Source organism: Alloyangia mangrovi (assembly GCF_002300555.2).
Taxonomy (GTDB): domain Bacteria; phylum Pseudomonadota; class Alphaproteobacteria; order Rhodobacterales; family Rhodobacteraceae; genus Salipiger; species Salipiger mangrovi.
In genome coordinates this window covers 60,351-74,686 of the sequence record NZ_NTHN02000006.1, presented here as the reverse complement: position 1 = coordinate 74,686, position 14,336 = coordinate 60,351, and the positions used below count along the sequence as shown (strand labels likewise).

17 protein-coding genes and 2 pseudogenes are annotated in these 14,336 nt (G+C 67.2%); 11 read left to right on the top strand and 8 right to left on the bottom strand.

Annotation, left to right across the window (positions count from 1 at the left end):
- Positions 1 to 480: 480 nt before the first annotated feature.
- On the bottom strand, positions 481 to 1,038 hold the full coding sequence (gene dalA / locus CLG85_RS05060) for a divisome-associated lipoprotein DalA (RefSeq protein ID WP_095882481.1): 558 nt from the start codon (positions 1,036 to 1,038) through the stop codon (positions 481 to 483).
- Between the two features lie 232 nt (positions 1,039 to 1,270).
- On the opposite strand from dalA, the gene CLG85_RS05055 reads away from it, so the two are divergent.
- Positions 1,271 to 1,870 (top strand): L,D-transpeptidase, encoded by a 600-nt coding sequence (locus CLG85_RS05055; protein WP_095882482.1) that lies wholly within the window; start codon positions 1,271 to 1,273, stop codon positions 1,868 to 1,870.
- A gap of 160 nt (positions 1,871 to 2,030) precedes the next feature.
- On the top strand, positions 2,031 to 2,225 hold the full coding sequence (locus CLG85_RS05050) for a ferrochelatase (RefSeq protein ID WP_095882483.1): 195 nt from the start codon (positions 2,031 to 2,033) through the stop codon (positions 2,223 to 2,225).
- 79 nt (positions 2,226 to 2,304) lie between these two features.
- Here CLG85_RS05050 and hemH read toward each other — a convergent pair whose 3' ends face one another.
- Complete coding sequence (gene hemH / locus CLG85_RS05045; RefSeq protein ID WP_095882484.1) at positions 2,305 to 3,369, bottom strand: ferrochelatase; 1,065 nt, start codon at positions 3,367 to 3,369, stop codon at positions 2,305 to 2,307.
- Between the two features lie 51 nt (positions 3,370 to 3,420).
- A complete protein-coding gene (locus CLG85_RS05040) occupies positions 3,421 to 4,293 on the bottom strand; it encodes a methyltransferase domain-containing protein (protein WP_095882485.1) in 873 nt (290 codons plus the stop codon).
- Positions 4,294 to 4,307: 14 nt separating this feature from the next.
- Here CLG85_RS05040 and CLG85_RS05035 point away from each other — a divergent pair, with 14 nt between their 5' ends.
- Genes CLG85_RS05035 through CLG85_RS05020 form a run of 4 tightly spaced genes read left to right on the top strand, consistent with a single transcriptional unit; the run spans position 4,308 to position 6,625 of the window.
- The gene (locus tag CLG85_RS05035) at positions 4,308 to 5,039 is read left to right on the top strand and encodes a ComF family protein (RefSeq protein ID WP_095882486.1); all 732 of its coding nucleotides are present in this window, start codon (positions 4,308 to 4,310) and stop codon (positions 5,037 to 5,039) included.
- A gap of 45 nt (positions 5,040 to 5,084) precedes the next feature.
- Positions 5,085 to 5,342, top strand: a complete 258-nt coding sequence (grxC, locus tag CLG85_RS05030) for a glutaredoxin 3 (protein WP_095882487.1) — start codon at positions 5,085 to 5,087, stop codon at positions 5,340 to 5,342.
- A 12-nt stretch (positions 5,343 to 5,354) separates the two neighbouring features.
- Positions 5,355 to 6,188, top strand: coding sequence for a carbon-nitrogen hydrolase family protein (locus tag CLG85_RS05025; protein WP_095882488.1), 834 nt, complete (start codon positions 5,355 to 5,357; stop codon positions 6,186 to 6,188).
- The gene (locus CLG85_RS05020; protein ID WP_092425730.1) at positions 6,185 to 6,625 is read left to right on the top strand and encodes a MarR family winged helix-turn-helix transcriptional regulator; all 441 of its coding nucleotides are present in this window, start codon (positions 6,185 to 6,187) and stop codon (positions 6,623 to 6,625) included. The genes CLG85_RS05025 and CLG85_RS05020 overlap by 4 nt, the downstream gene beginning before the upstream one ends.
- Positions 6,626 to 6,634: 9 nt before the next feature.
- On the opposite strand, the gene ubiG is transcribed toward CLG85_RS05020, so the two are convergent.
- On the bottom strand, positions 6,635 to 7,375 hold the full coding sequence (gene ubiG, locus CLG85_RS05015; protein WP_095882489.1) for a bifunctional 2-polyprenyl-6-hydroxyphenol methylase/3-demethylubiquinol 3-O-methyltransferase UbiG: 741 nt from the start codon (positions 7,373 to 7,375) through the stop codon (positions 6,635 to 6,637).
- Between the two features lie 51 nt (positions 7,376 to 7,426).
- Between ubiG and pip the strand changes: the two genes are divergently transcribed.
- The 3 genes and pseudogenes from pip (at position 7,427) to CLG85_RS05000 (ending at position 10,071) form a co-directional block, all read left to right on the top strand.
- On the top strand, positions 7,427 to 8,425 hold the full coding sequence (gene pip, locus CLG85_RS05010; RefSeq protein ID WP_095882490.1) for a prolyl aminopeptidase: 999 nt from the start codon (positions 7,427 to 7,429) through the stop codon (positions 8,423 to 8,425).
- Positions 8,426 to 8,761: 336 nt separating this feature from the next.
- Positions 8,762 to 9,001, top strand: a pseudogene (locus CLG85_RS05005) (ABC transporter substrate-binding protein); the annotation flags it as partial.
- Positions 9,002 to 9,084: 83 nt separating this feature from the next.
- Entirely contained in the window at positions 9,085 to 10,071 is a 987-nt protein-coding gene (locus CLG85_RS05000; protein ID WP_260348523.1) for an ABC transporter substrate-binding protein, read from the top strand.
- A gap of 18 nt (positions 10,072 to 10,089) precedes the next feature.
- Here CLG85_RS05000 and CLG85_RS04995 read toward each other — a convergent pair whose 3' ends face one another.
- The 3 genes from CLG85_RS04995 to hslV form a co-directional block, all read right to left on the bottom strand.
- Positions 10,090 to 10,767, bottom strand: coding sequence for a D-lyxose/D-mannose family sugar isomerase (locus CLG85_RS04995; RefSeq protein WP_095881206.1), 678 nt, complete (start codon positions 10,765 to 10,767; stop codon positions 10,090 to 10,092).
- 212 nt (positions 10,768 to 10,979) lie between these two features.
- A complete protein-coding gene (gene hslU, locus CLG85_RS04990; RefSeq protein ID WP_095881205.1) occupies positions 10,980 to 12,287 on the bottom strand; it encodes an ATP-dependent protease ATPase subunit HslU in 1,308 nt (435 codons plus the stop codon).
- Between the two features lie 22 nt (positions 12,288 to 12,309).
- Entirely contained in the window at positions 12,310 to 12,867 is a 558-nt protein-coding gene (hslV, locus tag CLG85_RS04985) for an ATP-dependent protease subunit HslV (RefSeq protein ID WP_095881204.1), read from the bottom strand.
- Positions 12,868 to 12,961: 94 nt separating this feature from the next.
- Between hslV and CLG85_RS04980 the strand changes: the two are divergent.
- Positions 12,962 to 13,558, top strand: a pseudogene (locus CLG85_RS04980) (phosphotransferase); the annotation flags it as partial.
- A gap of 88 nt (positions 13,559 to 13,646) precedes the next feature.
- On the top strand, positions 13,647 to 13,940 hold the full coding sequence (locus CLG85_RS04975; protein WP_260348522.1) for a hypothetical protein: 294 nt from the start codon (positions 13,647 to 13,649) through the stop codon (positions 13,938 to 13,940).
- A gap of 73 nt (positions 13,941 to 14,013) precedes the next feature.
- On the opposite strand, the gene trxA is transcribed toward CLG85_RS04975, so the two are convergent.
- Complete coding sequence (trxA, locus tag CLG85_RS04970; RefSeq protein WP_095881202.1) at positions 14,014 to 14,334, bottom strand: thioredoxin; 321 nt, start codon at positions 14,332 to 14,334, stop codon at positions 14,014 to 14,016.
- Positions 14,335 to 14,336 lie beyond the last annotated feature (2 nt).

Below are 14,336 nucleotides of genomic sequence, written 5' to 3'. Positions count from 1 at the left end.
GGGCGGCCTTTTGCATGGCGTGGCGCAGTTGAGTGCCGCCAAGGGCAAAATAGGAGGTGAGGCAGGGATGCATTGCGCTCTCGCTTTCCCGGCCGAAGTTCAACGGTCCGTCATTTCGTGACGATCAGGAAAGGCCGTGAACCACGTCGAAGCGCCCCCCTGATCAATTCAGGTTTGACGCGGTGGCGAAGAAGAACCTGTCGCAAGACAGGCTCAGGAGACACCACCCTGCAACTCTATTACCGGCAGGTTTCAGGTATTGTCGAATTGGTTCGGCATCAACTGGAATTCCCGAGCGCCCGAGTCGAATGGAGGCACAGTCCGCAAAGCCGACTTCTAGAGACCATGCCGCCCGAAAATCTCTTCGGGAACCGTGATCAAAAAGGGTGTCATGCCAACAAGACGGTCCGCTCCGCGCCCTTGTCGAAACGAAAAAGACCGCCCGGGGGCGGTCTTTTCATCAGGCCGATGCAGCGAGTTTCAGAAACCTGCCATCTGCGTGCCCGGTGTCGGGGCGAGGTCGGGCGCCCCCATGACCAGGGTCCACCAGATCTTGCCGCCCGGCTCTTGGAACCAGGAAAAGCCCATCTGGCGCGCACCCGGGTCGAGGATGACGTCGCGGGTCGGCGCTTCTTCCATCCAGGCGGCGAGGGTCTCGAGCTCGGACTCGTAGGTCTCCGAGATGTTCTCGCCGAGCAGGCGGCCGGTGTAGCCGACGCGCTGCACCCGGTCGATCGGCGAGGAGCCGTCCGAGCCGAAATGCCAGGGGCGGTTTTGCACCGACATGTCGCGCGAATGGGTCGCAGCGGCGGCGTTGAGCTTGCTGTCGAGCGTCACGGCCGGCACTCCGCGCGCCTGGCGCAGCGCGTTCACGGAATCGAGCATCGAGTACTCGATCCGGCCGCTGTCACCCTCGTTGATCCGATAGACGCGCGGCAGGGGTTTTCCATCCGGCCCGATCTGCGGCGGGGTCACCGTGGAGGCACAAGCCGCCGCGAGAAGCCCGGAGGAGAGCAGGAGAAACGTGCGTCTGTTCATGTTGGCTGGCCTTCGCGTACCGCTGGTTCACTATTGCGGCACACACATAGCTCGCGCAGGCGGACTGATCAAACCCACATACATGTGATCGTACGTGTACACCTGCGTTTGATTTGCGACTGCGGCGCTCTCGCCATATGATTAGGGAACTCTTAACGGTTGTCGGGCGTAAGGCCTCAGACGCCTCGTACTGGCTTTTTCGTTTTTCGTGGCTCCAAAGGACATCTCTGCCATGGCAAAATCCCCCTACTCCCGTCGCGCCTTCCTCGCCGGATCGGCCGCGCTGGCTGGCGCTGCGGCGACCCCGGCCCTTGCGCAGAGCTACAATGGCGCGGGCACGGTCGAGATGGAGAATGATATCTCGAAGGTCATCCGCCACAACATCTCGAGCTTCCGCACGCTCGACTGGCAGCCCTACTTCAGCAACCTGAACAAGGGCGCGGTGCTGGTGGATATTTCCTCGCGCGCGCTGCACTTCTGGGAACAGAACGGCACATACCATCTCTACCCCTCTTCGGTGCCGCTGACCGACGACCTGACCCGCAAGGGCCGCACGCAGGTGGTGCTGAAGGATCCGAGCCCCGACTGGCGTCCGACACCCTCGATGAAGCAGCGCAACCCGGAGTGGCCGGACTACGTGCCGCCGGGCCCCGACAACCCGCTCGGCACCCGCGCTCTGCACCTGAGCTGGCAGTACTACCGCATCCACGGCACACACGACACGCGGAAGATCGGGCGCCGCTCGTCGAACGGCTGCATCGGGCTCTACAACGAGCATATCGAAGCGCTTTACGAGATGGCACAGGTCGGCACGCAGGTGTTGCTCATTTGACGGCGGCCGGGCGGCGCGGCGGACGTTGCGTCAGCCAGAGTTTGCAATCTTCGGAATTTGCTGCTTAGACCAGAGACACGAGGTAAGTCCTGGGCTTGCCGGGGCGGAATTCAGCTTTGGAATTCACCATGCCGCGGCAGGCGTTGATCTGGAGAACAGCATGAAGAAATTTGCACTCGCCGCCGTGCTCGCAGTATCCGCGACCTCGGTCATGGCCGGGTCCTACGACAGCGCCACACCGGTTTCCGAACCGGTCGTCGTGGTTGACGGCACCGAAGCGTCGTCCTCCTATGGCGGCATCCTGATCCCGCTGCTGTTGATCGCCGTCGTGGCCGCAGCCTCTGCGACCGACTGACCGGACGCTTCAGCCAGACATGCAAAAGGCGGTGCCCCGGCACCGCCTTTTCCTTTGGAACATCGCCGGAGCGCCGGGTTCAGTCCAGCCAGCCCCTGAGGTTTTCCTCGATCACGCCGCTCAGTGCCGCGATATGCGCGGGCTCGTCGTTGAGGCAGGGAATATAGGTGAAATCCTCGCCGCCGGCGTGCTCGAAGCTCTCCTTGATCTCTTCGTTGATCTCCTCGAGCGTCTCGATGCAATCGGCGGAGAAGGCCGGGGCGATCACCGCGATGCGCTTCTTGCCCTCTTCCTTGGCCAATCGCGCCACCTCCTCGACGGTATAGGGCTTGAGCCATTCCTCGGGACCGAAGACCGACTGGAAGGTCGTGCAAATCTGCGTCTTGTCCCAGCCGAGCCGCTCGCGCAGCAGTCGCGTCGATTTCTGGCACTGGCAATGATAGGGATCACCCTGCATCAGATAGCGCTTCGGCATGCCGTGGTAGGAGACCACCAGCATCTCGGGCTTTTCGTCCTTGGCGGCATAGGCGCGCTCGACCGACTGGGCCAGCGCCTCGATATAGGCCGGGTTCTCGAAATAGGGATCGACGACGCGGGCGGTGGGCTGCCATGGCTCGTCCATCAGTGCCTTGAAGAACGCGTCGTTGGCGGTGGCCGAGGTTGCCCCCGCGTATTGCGGGTAGAGCGGGAAGAAGAGGATCTTGCGGCAGCCTGCCTCGGTCATCGCCTTGACCTTGGACTTGGTCGAGGGGTTGCCGTAGCGCATGCAGAAGTCGACCATGACCTGATCGCCGTAACGCTCTTTCATCGACGCCGCGAGGGCGGCGGTCTGCGCCTTGGTGATGGTCATGAGGGGGCTCTCGTTGAGCGCCTCGTTCCAGATCGACTTGTAGTTCTTGCCAGAGGCGAAAGGCCGCTTGCTGAGGATGATCAGCTGCAGCAGCGGCTGCCATTTCCACTTCGGGTAGTCGATCACGCGCTGATCCGAGAGGAACTCGGAGAGGTAGCGGCGCATCGGCCAGTAGCTGTAGTGATCGGGCGTGCCGAGGTTGGCGAGCAGGATACCGACTTTTTCGCGTGGGAGCGCCGGGTGATCGGCGGGGGCCTGAGCGGGACGGATCGGGTCGGTGGTCATGTCGTTCATGCGTTCTGTTCCCTCAAAGTCACGCGCTAGTTAACGCGAATTTAGAATGATTCAATCCTTGAGCCGGGTTTCCTTGGCGCCCAGAGCGTCGGCGAGACGATGCGCCGCAGATCCCGGTCGCAGCGGCTTTTGCTGGCTCTCGTCGGGGGCCCAGCCAGTCAGGGTGACGAGCTCGAAGGTGGCCGAGAGACGGCCGTCCGGGCGTGCGTAGTTCTGGGCGTAGAGCTCGGCGGCGCGCAGCAGGACGGCGCGGCGGGTGGGACGGCGCAGCCGGGCCGAAAGCGCGTTGGCCTCGCCCATGGCCCGCAGGTCGCGCATCAGGTGCAGCGCGCTCTCGTAGCTGACGTCGAGCGGCAGCGAATCCGCCACCGGCAGCGCCAGCCCGGCGCGTTGCAGCAGCGCGCCGAGGTCGCGGATTTCGCCCATCGGCAGTACGCGGGGTGACAGCCCGCCGGTCACGTCGATCTCGGCCTGCCCGAGGGCCGCGCGCAGCTCGGAGAGCGTCTCGCCGCCGAAGGCGATGGTCAGGCAGAGCCCGTCGGCCTTCAAGGCGCGGCGGCACTGGATGAGCTGGCCCACCGGGTCGTTCGCCCAGTGCAGGGCAAGCGCGTGGATCACCAGGTCATGCGCGCCGACCTCGAGATCCAGGACCTCGTCGTCGTGGATGATCTTCGCGCCGGGCAGGGCGCCGTCCCAGATCTCGGGGAAGGGGGTGACGATGACCGGGGATTTGAACTCCCTGTTAACCATTATCAGCCGATCCTGTGCCTCGTCCCGCGCGGCCTCGTGCAGGAAGAGGGACCTGTGCAAAGTCTCTGCGCGGCGCGCCCGGGCCCGGTTCCGGGCGAGGGCGGTGCGGTCGATGAGCTGCGGGCTCTGGGGGGCTGGCTGGCCGGGACGCGGGCCGGAACTCTGGCTGGACATGGAGGCTAGATAAGATGCGGCAGGAGCGGTTGCAAACCTTGTTGCGCGGGGCGCTGCGGCTTGTCTACCCGCCGCGCTGCCTGACCTGCGGCGGGCTGGTCGAAAGCGATCACGGGCTCTGCGGGCCCTGCTGGCGCGACACCTCCTTTCTTGACGGCCTCTGCTGCGATCTCTGCGGGGTGCCCTTGCCCGGCCAGTCAGAGCTGGCCGAGCTCTGCGACGACTGCCGCACGCAGGAGCGCCCTTGGGAGCAGGGGCGGGCGGCGCTGCTCTACAAGGGCAACGGGCGCAAGCTGGTGCTGATGCTGAAACACGCCGATCGCACCGACATCGCGCGGCCCGCGGCGCATTGGATGTCGCGCGGGCTGCGGGGGCTCGATGCCGAGACGCTGGTGGTGCCGGTGCCGCTGCACCTGCGCCGCCACCTGCGCCGCCGGTATAACCAGTCGGCGCTGCTGGGCGCGGCGCTGGCGCGCGAGCTGGGACTGCGGCATGCCCCCGATGCCCTGCGCCGAACCCGTGCCACGCCTTCGCTTGACGGAAAAGGGGCAGAGGAACGCTTTGCGACGCTCGACGGCGCGATCAGCGTTACTGGACGGGTAGACCTCAAGGGGCGCAGTTTGCTGCTGGTGGATGACGTGATGACCTCTGGTGCGACGCTTTCCGCAGCGTCCTTGGCCTGCAAGGGGGCCGGCGCGGCACAGGTGAGGGTCTCGGTACTGGCGCGCGTTGCAAAGGATACCTAAATCCCTGAAAGATGGGCTGCCAGCCCGCCGGAAAGGGAAACCTGCATGAAACCGATCGAGATCTACACCACGCCCACCTGCGGCTTCTGCGTCGCCGCCAAGCGACTGCTCACCCAGAAGGGTGCCGAGTTCACCGAGATCAACGTCGCCGCCGCGCCCGAGCGCCGCGCCGAGATGACCCAGCGTGCCAACGGCGGTCGCACCGTGCCGCAGATCTTCGTGGGGGATTTCCACGTCGGCGGTTGCGACGACCTCTATGCCATGGAGCGCGACGGCAAGCTCGATCCGCTGCTTGCGAGCTGACGGAGGAAGGTGATGAAGGCCGCGCTGCTGCAGATCAGCTCGTCGGACGATCCGGCGGAGAATCTCGAGACCGTCCGCGCCATGATGCGCGAGGCGGCCGGGCAGGGCGCGGGATTCATCCTGACGCCGGAAGTGACCAATTGCGTCTCCTCGAGCCGCAGCCACCAGAGGGCGGTGCTGCAGCCGGAGGCGGAGGACCAGACCCTTGCGGGGCTGCGCGCCGAGGCGAAGGCGCTTGGCGTCTGGCTGCTGATCGGCTCGCTCGGCGTGAAATCCGAGCCGCCGGAGCAGCGATTTGCCAACCGCAGCTTCCTGATCACACCCGAGGGCGAGATCGCTGCGCGCTACGACAAGATCCACATGTTCGACGTGCAGGTGACCGAGACCGAGACCTACCGCGAATCCGACGGCTTTGCCCCCGGAGACCGCGCCGTGGCGGTCGAGACACCCTTCGGCACCATCGGCATGACCATCTGCTACGACGTGCGCTTTGCCTACCTGCACCGGGCGCTTGCCCACGCCGGGGCGCAGATCCTGACCGTGCCCGCCGCCTTCTCGCCCGCCACCGGTCCCGGCCACTGGGAGCCGCTGCTGCGCGCCCGCGCCATCGAGACCGGATCGTGGGTGCTGGCCCCGGCGCAATGCGGCTCTCACAAGATCTCCGAGGGCAAGCCGCGCCGAACTCACGGCCATTCGCTGGTCGTCTCGCCCTGGGGCGAGGTCATCGCCGACGGCGGCACCGAGCCGGGCATCATCTATGCCGAGATCGACCTCGCGCAATCCGACAAGGCGCGGGCACAGATCCCGGTGCTGACCCACGACCGCCAATTCGAGGGACCGGCATGAGCTCCCCCGCCGACGCGCTGGCCATCTCGCTCTTCAGCGAGCTGCTTACTGCTGACCAGCTGCTGCGCAACCGCTTGACCCGCGTGCTGCCCGACCGCATGGAAATCTCGCATTTCTCTGTTCTCAACCACCTTGCCCGGGTGCAGAACGAGCGCAGCCCGGCGCAGTTGGCGCGCAGCTTTCACGTCACCCGAGGTGCGATGACCAACACGCTCACCAAGCTCGAGATTGCCGGCTACGTGCACATCCGCCCCGACTGGGACGACGCGCGGCGCAAGATGGTGGCGATCAGCCCCGCCGGCAAGCGCGCCCGCGAGGCGGCGCTCGCCGCCATGGCGCCGGTGATCTCGGAGATGGTCAAGGACCTCGGGGTCGACAAGGTGCGCGCGGCGCTGCCGGTGCTGCGCGAGCTGCGGCTGAAGCTCGAGGCGGACTGACGCCCGGGCTCAGCCCTTGGGCTTCAGCGCCGCCGTCACGTAGTTGACCGACAGGTCCCGGTCCGAGATCGACCAGCGCCAGCTCACCGGGTTGAACACGTAGCCCTTGCGGTCCACCGGCTCGAGCCCGGCCTTGCGCATCAGCCCGTAGAGCTCGTCGGGGGTGATGAACTTGGCCCAGTCGTGGGTGCCCTTGGGCAGCCAGCGCATCACCCATTCGGCGCCGACGATGGCCATGGCGAAGCTCTTGGCATTGCGGTTGATCGTCGAGCAGAGATGCAGCCCGCCAGGCTTCAGCAGGTCGTGGCAGGCGTTCAGGTAGACCTGCGGGTCGGCCACGTGTTCGACCACCTCCATGTTCAGCACCACGTCGAACTGCTCGCCCGCCTCGGCCAGAGCTTCGGCGGTCGAGAAGCGGTAGTCGATCTCGAGCCCCGACTGCTCGGCATGGGTCTGTGCCACGGGAATGTTGCGCTCGGCGGCATCGACGCCGACGATCTCGGCGCCGAGCCGCGCCATCGGTTCGCAGAGCAGCCCGCCGCCGCAGCCGATGTCGAGGATGCGCAGCCCCTCGAAGGGACGCGGCGTCGCAAGGTCGCGGTCGAACTCCCCGGCAATCTGCGTCGTGATATACTCCAGACGCACGGGGTTCATCATGTGCAGAGGCTTGAACTTTCCGTTCGGGTCCCACCATTCTGCCGCCATGGCTTCGAACTTGGCGACTTCGGACGGATCGACGGTCAGGGTCATAGTGCAGGTATCCCGTTTTCTTTTGGGCTCATTAGCCAATATAGAGGTTCCATGGACAAATACCCGGGCCAAAAGAGCGCAGTGCAACATCTCTATCCCGCGATCGACCCGTTCGACCAGCGCATGCTCGACGTGGGCGACGGGCACAAGCTCTATATCGAACAATGCGGTAACCCCTCCGGCATTCCGGTCATCGTGCTGCACGGTGGCCCCGGCGGCGGCTGCAGCCCGGCGATGCGGCGTTATTTCGATCCGGATGTCTACCGCGTGGTGCTCTTCGACCAGCGCGGCTGCGGGCGCTCCACACCCCATGCCAGCGTCGAGAACAACACCACCTGGCACCTCGTCGCCGACATCGAGAAAATCCGCGAGACGCTGGAGATCGAGAAATTCATCGTCTTCGGCGGCAGCTGGGGCGCGACGCTTTCGCTGGTCTACGGCATCAGCCACCCCGAGCGGGTGCGCCAGCTGGTGCTGCGCGGCGTCTTCATGATGACCCAGGCCGAGCTTGACTGGTTCTACGGCGGTGGCGCCGGCCAGTTCTGGCCCGAGACCTGGGCGCGGTTCGAGAGCCTGATTCCCGAGGAGGAGCGCGGCGATCTCGTCGGTGCCTATCACCGGCGGCTGTTCTCCGGCGACCTGCGCGAGGAAATTCGTTTCGCCCGCGCCTGGTCGAGCTGGGAGAACGCCCTGGCCTCGGTCTATTCCAACGGTCATGGCGGCGAGGCCCCGGCGGAATACGCCCGCGCCTTCGCCCGGCTGGAAAACCACTATTTCGTCAACGCGGGCTTCCTCGAGCAGGACGGCTGGATCCTGAAGAACGTCGACAAGCTGCGCGGCATCCCCGGGGTCATCGTGCAGGGCCGCTACGACATGATCTGCCCGCCGCGCCGTGCCTGGGAGCTGTCGCGCGCCTGGCCCGAGGGCGAGCTTCGCATGGTGCGCAACGCCGGACATGCCCTGTCGGAGCCGGGCATCAGCGCCGAATTGGTGCGGGTGATGGACCAGATCGCCCTGCTCGAAAGCCTGCCGAACCGTCACGGCTACTGACCGTGCCGCGAGATGGCGCAGGTTTGAGCGGCCCGCTGTTGCACCCGGACGGGCCACCGTGCAGAGTGGGTGCCGAAAGAGACATCCGCAGAGGGGAGCGCCCCGCATCATGACCGTCATCCGCCGCCGCCGCGTGCTGCAATCGGCCCTCGCCGCCGCCGTTCTCGGCGCGTCGGGACTGGCCGGGGCCGCGGCCGTGGCAGGGGCCACGCGCGCGGCTACTTCCGTGCCGCGCTTGGCGCGCGCGCGGCACAGACAGCTGGGATGCGCGCGGCCACGCCGGGCTTTTCATGAGCGCCGCGGCGCAGGGCGCGGTCTTCGACACGCTGACCGAGGGTGGCGGCGGGCGGCGCGCTGCGCGGCGAGCTGGCCACCGGCTGGAGCGCCTCGCCCGACGCGCGCGTCTGGACCTTCGACCTGCGCCCCGGCGTGCGCTTCCACAATGGCAAGGCGTTTGGCGCCGAGGATGTCCTGGCCTCGCTGGCGCTGCACCGGGACGCGGCCTCTCCGGCCCGGCCCATCGTCGCCGAGATCGAGGAGATGCGGGCCACTGCGCCGCATCAGGTGCAGTTCACCCTCGCCACCGGCAACGCCGACTTCCCCTACCTGCTCGCCGACTACCACCTGCTGATCTACCCCGCCGGCAGATCGCCGAGGCCATGGCGCGCGGCATCGGCACCGGGCTCTACCGGGTCGAGCGCTTCGAGCCGGGCCGCCGCTTCATCGGTCGCCGGGTCGCCGAGCACTACAAGGACGGTCGCGCGGGCTGGTTCGACGGGGTGGATTTCCTCGCCATGAACGACCCCCGCGAACGGCTCGAGGCCCTGCGCTCGGGCCGCGTCGACGCCATCGACCGCCTGCCCGCCGCTGACGCCGCGGCACTGCAGGCCGAGCCGCGCTTCACGGTGCAGAGCCTCGCCGGCAACCAGCACTACGGCTTTGCGCTGCGCACCGACCTCGCGCCCTTCGCCGATCCGCACCTGCGGCAGGCGCTGAAGGCCGCGGTGGACCGCGAGGCGATGGTGGCGGAGATCCTCCATGGTCACGGCAGCATCGGGCAGGACAGCCCGATCGGCCCCGCCAACCCCTATTTCGCCGCGCTGGAGCCGCGGGGCTTCGATCCGGACCGCGCCCGCTGGCACCTCGCGCAGGCGGGCCACGAGGGAATCGCCCTGCCGATGCTGGTCTCCGAGGCGGCCTTCGACGGCGCGACCCGCGCCGCCGTGCTCTACCGCGAGAGCGCGGCGCAGGCAGGCATCACGCTGGAGCTGCGCCAGCTGCCGTCCGAGACGAGCTGGCCGCGTGACAGCGCCGCATTCCGGCCCGGTGGCTGGTCCGGCCGGGCCACCGAGGATTGGGCCTTCTCGACCGTTCTGACCGAAGCGGCGCCGTGGAATGCCACCCGTGGCGGCTCGGGCCGCTTCGGCGCGCTGCTGCGCGAGGCGCGTGCCGAGTTCGACTCTGCCCGTCGCGCCGAGCTCTACGCCGAGATGCAGCAGATCAGCCGCGACGAGGGCGGACTGATCCTGCCGATGTACGCCAACCACCTGCAGGCGCATTCGGCGCGCATCTCCACGCCGAAGCGCGTGGGGGCCATGCGCGCGATGGACGATTCGCGCATGGCCGAGCGGTGGTGGATGGCCTGAGGTGGCCTTGGCCCCGGTTCAGAGCCTGTCGTCGTAATCCGACACCAGCAGGTGCAGCGGCGCCTCGTCTTCCTCGATCTGCGAGAACCGCCCCAGCGGCTCGGCGAAGATATTGTCCGTAAGATCGTCGTTCACCGTGGAGACCTCGCCAATCAGCACGTCGCTGCCCTCGCCCCAGAAGGCGTGCCAGGTGGTCGGGAAGAGTGTCACCGACTCGCCCGGGTCCAGCTTCAGATGGCCGCCCGCGGGCAGGGTGCGCTCCATGCCGTCGCAGAGCACGGTGACCTCGGCGTCGCGGTCGATCTCGCCGCCCGGGGTGGCGGTGAAGAGCTCGAGCACCAGCGTGCCGCCGCCGCGGTTGATGATGTCCTCGACCTTGAGGTCGTGCCGGTGCATCGGGCTGAGCTGGTTCTGCCGCGAGATCATGATCTTCTCGGCGTAGAGCATGGCGCTGCGCTGGCCGAGATCGGCATTGAGCCCGTTGCGCGTGGTGAAGAGGAAGAGCCCCAGCTCATCGAAGTTCCCGCCGCCGTAATCCGTCACGTCCCAGCCCATGCGGCGGCGCTTGATCTCGCCGTGCTCGGATTTCTTCAGCCCCTCGGGTGTGAGGTAGGCGAAAGGCGGCAGGGTGTAGCCGTGGCTGCGGATGAACGCGTCACTGGCGCGCAGGATCTCGTTGACGTGGGAGCGTTTCATCGGGGGCGTCCTCCTTGGAATGTTGGCGCGAACATATCCGGGGAAGGCGCGGGGCGGTAGAGGCCGGAGGCCTCCGGCGGGCGTATTTGGAAAGAGAAGAAGCCGCGGGTGCGCCGCCCTTCTTCTCTTTGAAAATACGCCGGGGGGTGCGGGGGGCTGGCCCCCCGCAGGGATGTTCGGTGCGGGGGACCGGACCCCCCGCATCCGGCGTGTCAGAGCACGTAGCGGCTGAGGTCCGTCGAGCGGGTGAGCTCGCCGAGGTGCTTCTCGACGAAACCCTCGTCGACGGTGATCGAGGTGCCCGGCTGGTCGGGTGCCGTGAAGCTCAGCTCTTCGAAAACCCGCTCCATCACCGTGTAGAGCCGCCGCGCGCCGATGTTCTCGACGCTCTCGTTGACCTCGGCGGCAATCTTCGCCAGCGCGTGGATGCCTTCCTCGGTGAAGCTGACGGTGACCTCCTCGGTCGCCATCAGCGCCGTGTACTGGCGGGTGAGGGCGTTGTCGGTCTCGGTCAGGATGCGGACGAAATCCTCTTCGGTCAGCGCCCGCAGGTTCACCCGGATCGGCAGGCGCCCTTGCAGCTCCGGCAGCAGGTCCGAGGGCTTGGCGATGTGGAAGGCGCCCGAGGCGATGAAGAGGATGTGGTCGGTCTTCACCGCGCCATGCTTCGTGCTGACGGTGGTGCCCTCGATCAGCGGCAGCAGATCGCGCTGCACGCCCTCACGCGACACGTCACCGCCGCGGGCTTCCTGCCGCGCCGCGACCTTGTCGATCTCGTCGAGGAAGACGATGCCGTTCTGCTCCACCGCCTCGATGGCGGCGAGCTTGACCTGCTCGTCGTCGAGCAGCTTGTCGGCTTCTTCCGAGATCAGCACCTCGTAGCTTTCGGCCACGGTCATCTTCTTGCGCGTGGTGCGCCCGCCGAAGGCTTTGCCGAAGATGTCGCCGAGGTTCATCATCCCCATGTTCTGGCCGGGCTGGCCGGGGATCTCCATCATCGGGAAGGGCGAGGCGGTCTCGGCCACGTCGAGCTCGATCACCGTGTCGTCGAGCTCGCCGCTCTTGAGCTTCTTGCGGAACATCTCGCGGGTGCCTTCGCGCGCGTCCTCGCCGGCGATCGCAGAGACCACACGCTCCTCGGCGTTCTTGTGGGCGGCGGCCTTCACGTCCTCGCGCATCCACTCGCGGGTCTGCACGATCGAGGCATCGACGAGGTCACGGATGATCTGCTCGACGTCGCGGCCGACGTAGCCCACTTCGGTGAACTTGGTCGCCTCGACCTTGATGAAGGGCGCGCGAGCGAGCTTGGCAAGGCGGCGCGAGATCTCGGTCTTGCCGACGCCGGTCGGGCCGATCATCAGGATGTTCTTGGGGTAGACCTCGTCGCGCAGGTCGGCGCTCAGCTGCTTGCGGCGCCAGCGGTTGCGCAGAGCCACGGCCACGGCGCGCTTGGCGTCCTGCTGGCCGATGATGAAGCGGTCGAGTTCCGAGACGATCTCCCGGGGTGTCAGGTCAGTCATGGTCGTCCTTTCAGGCTCTGTTTCAAGCCGAAATGGTCTCAACGGTCAGCTTGCCGTTGGTGTAGACGCAGATGTCGGAGGCGATTGCCATGGCCCGGCGGGCGATCTTCTCGGCGTCTTCCTCGTAGTCGTAGAGCCCGCGCGCGGCGGCGAGGGCGAAGTTGCCGCCGGAGCCGATGGCGGCGATGTCATGCTCGGGCTCGAGCACGTCACCGGCGCCGGTGATGACATAGAGCTCGCGGCCGTCGGTGACGATCAGCATCGCCTCGAGTTTCTGCAGGTACTTGTCGGTGCGCCAGTCCTTGGCGAGATCGACGCAGGCGCGCTGCAACTGGCCGGGGGATTTCTCGAGCTTGCCCTCCAGCCGCTCGAGCAGGGTGAAGGCATCGGCGGTGGAGCCGGCGAAGCCGCAGACCACCTCGTGACCGCCGGGCGCCAGCCGACGCACCTTGCGCGCGGTGCCCTTGATGACGGTCTGGCCGAGGCTCACCTGCCCGTCACCCGCGACGACCACCCGGCCGCCCTTGCGGACGCCGATGATCGTGGTGCCGTGCCAGCCCGGAAATTCCTGATCGGACATTGTCTTTCCTTTCTTGCTGGGCGCCATATGGGGGCTCAGATGTCCCCCCGCAAGGCGCCGCCCTTGCTGGGGCAGATAGCGCAGGGGGCAGGAAATGGGAATGATCGCGGGGGATTTGGCGGCGGCGGCGCTGGCGCATTGGCCGGTTCTTGCCCGGGAGCTGGGGCTTGACCCCGCGTCTTGGCGCGCCGCCCCGCTGGCCCGGCGCGAGGATGGGCGGGTGGCGCGGATCCTGCTGAGGATGGAGGGGCCCGGTGGCGCGCGACTGGTCATGAAGCACGAGGCGCGGCCGGAGGACCCGGAGAAGTTCGCGGCCGCCATGGCCGCGCATCTGGCGGTGCAGGAGGTCTATGCGCGGGGCGTGCCGGAGGTACTGGCGTTTGATGTCGCGCGGAGGGCCTGCGTCATGGCGTATCTCGAGGCCCGGCCGCTGTCGGGGCTGCTGGAGGGCGCGCCGCTGGCCGCGCAGGGGGCGCTGCTTTCGCGGGCGGGGGCGTGGATGGACGGCTTCCATCGGGCGCTCTCCGGCGAGCGGCGGGTGTTCCAGCCGAGGCACACGCTGCGGTTCCTGCGCGGGGTGATCGCGGAGGTTGTTTCGGGCGAGCGGCGGGTGGCGGACCCGCAGCGCTTCCTCGCCTGCGCCGGGGCGTTCTGCGCGGATCAGGCCCTGTACGAAGGGCGCGAGACGATCACCGCGCAGACCCATGGCGATCTGCACCTGCGCAACGTCGTGATGGATGAAAGGCGCTGCTGGGGCCTCGATTTCGCCGGGGGGGCGCGTGGTGCCCGTGGGGCACGACATCGCCCGGCTCCTGGGGGATTACGCCATTCTGCATGCACCGAAAGCAGCCATCCCCGAGGGCGAGGTGCTGCCGCCCGAGGTGCAAGGTGCCTTCTTCGAGGGCTACGGGCTTGTCCCGGCGGAGGACCCTTCGGTCCAACTCCTGTTGCGCAACCGGGTGTTGGCAGAATGGTGGGGGCTGCCGGCGAAGGCCGAGGACCGCGGCCCTGCACAGGCGCGGCGCTGGGCCGGGGTGCAGGCGCTGGCGGGGCGGGTGTTTCCCGGCCTCTGAGCTTGGTGCGGCACAAAGAAAAATGCGCCTCCGCTCGGGAGGCGCATTTCGCGAATTCGCAAGTGCCGAAGGCTCAGATCGACTCGTTGATCCAGCTTGCCAGCGAGGCCTTGGGGGCGGCGCCGGCGCGGTTCGAGATCACCTGGCCGTCCTTGAAGATGAACAGCGCGGGGATGCCGCGCACGCCCATCATGGCGGCGGTGTTCGGGTTCTGGTCGACATCGACCTTGGCGATCTTGATCTTGCCTTCATACTCGGCGGCCAGCTCTTCGAGTGCCGGGCCGATCTGCTTGCAGGGGCCGCACCATTCGGCCCAGAAATCCACCACAACGGGGATGTCGGAGTTCTTCACTTCTTCGTCGAAGGTCGCGTCGGTGACGGGGACGGTGGCCATGG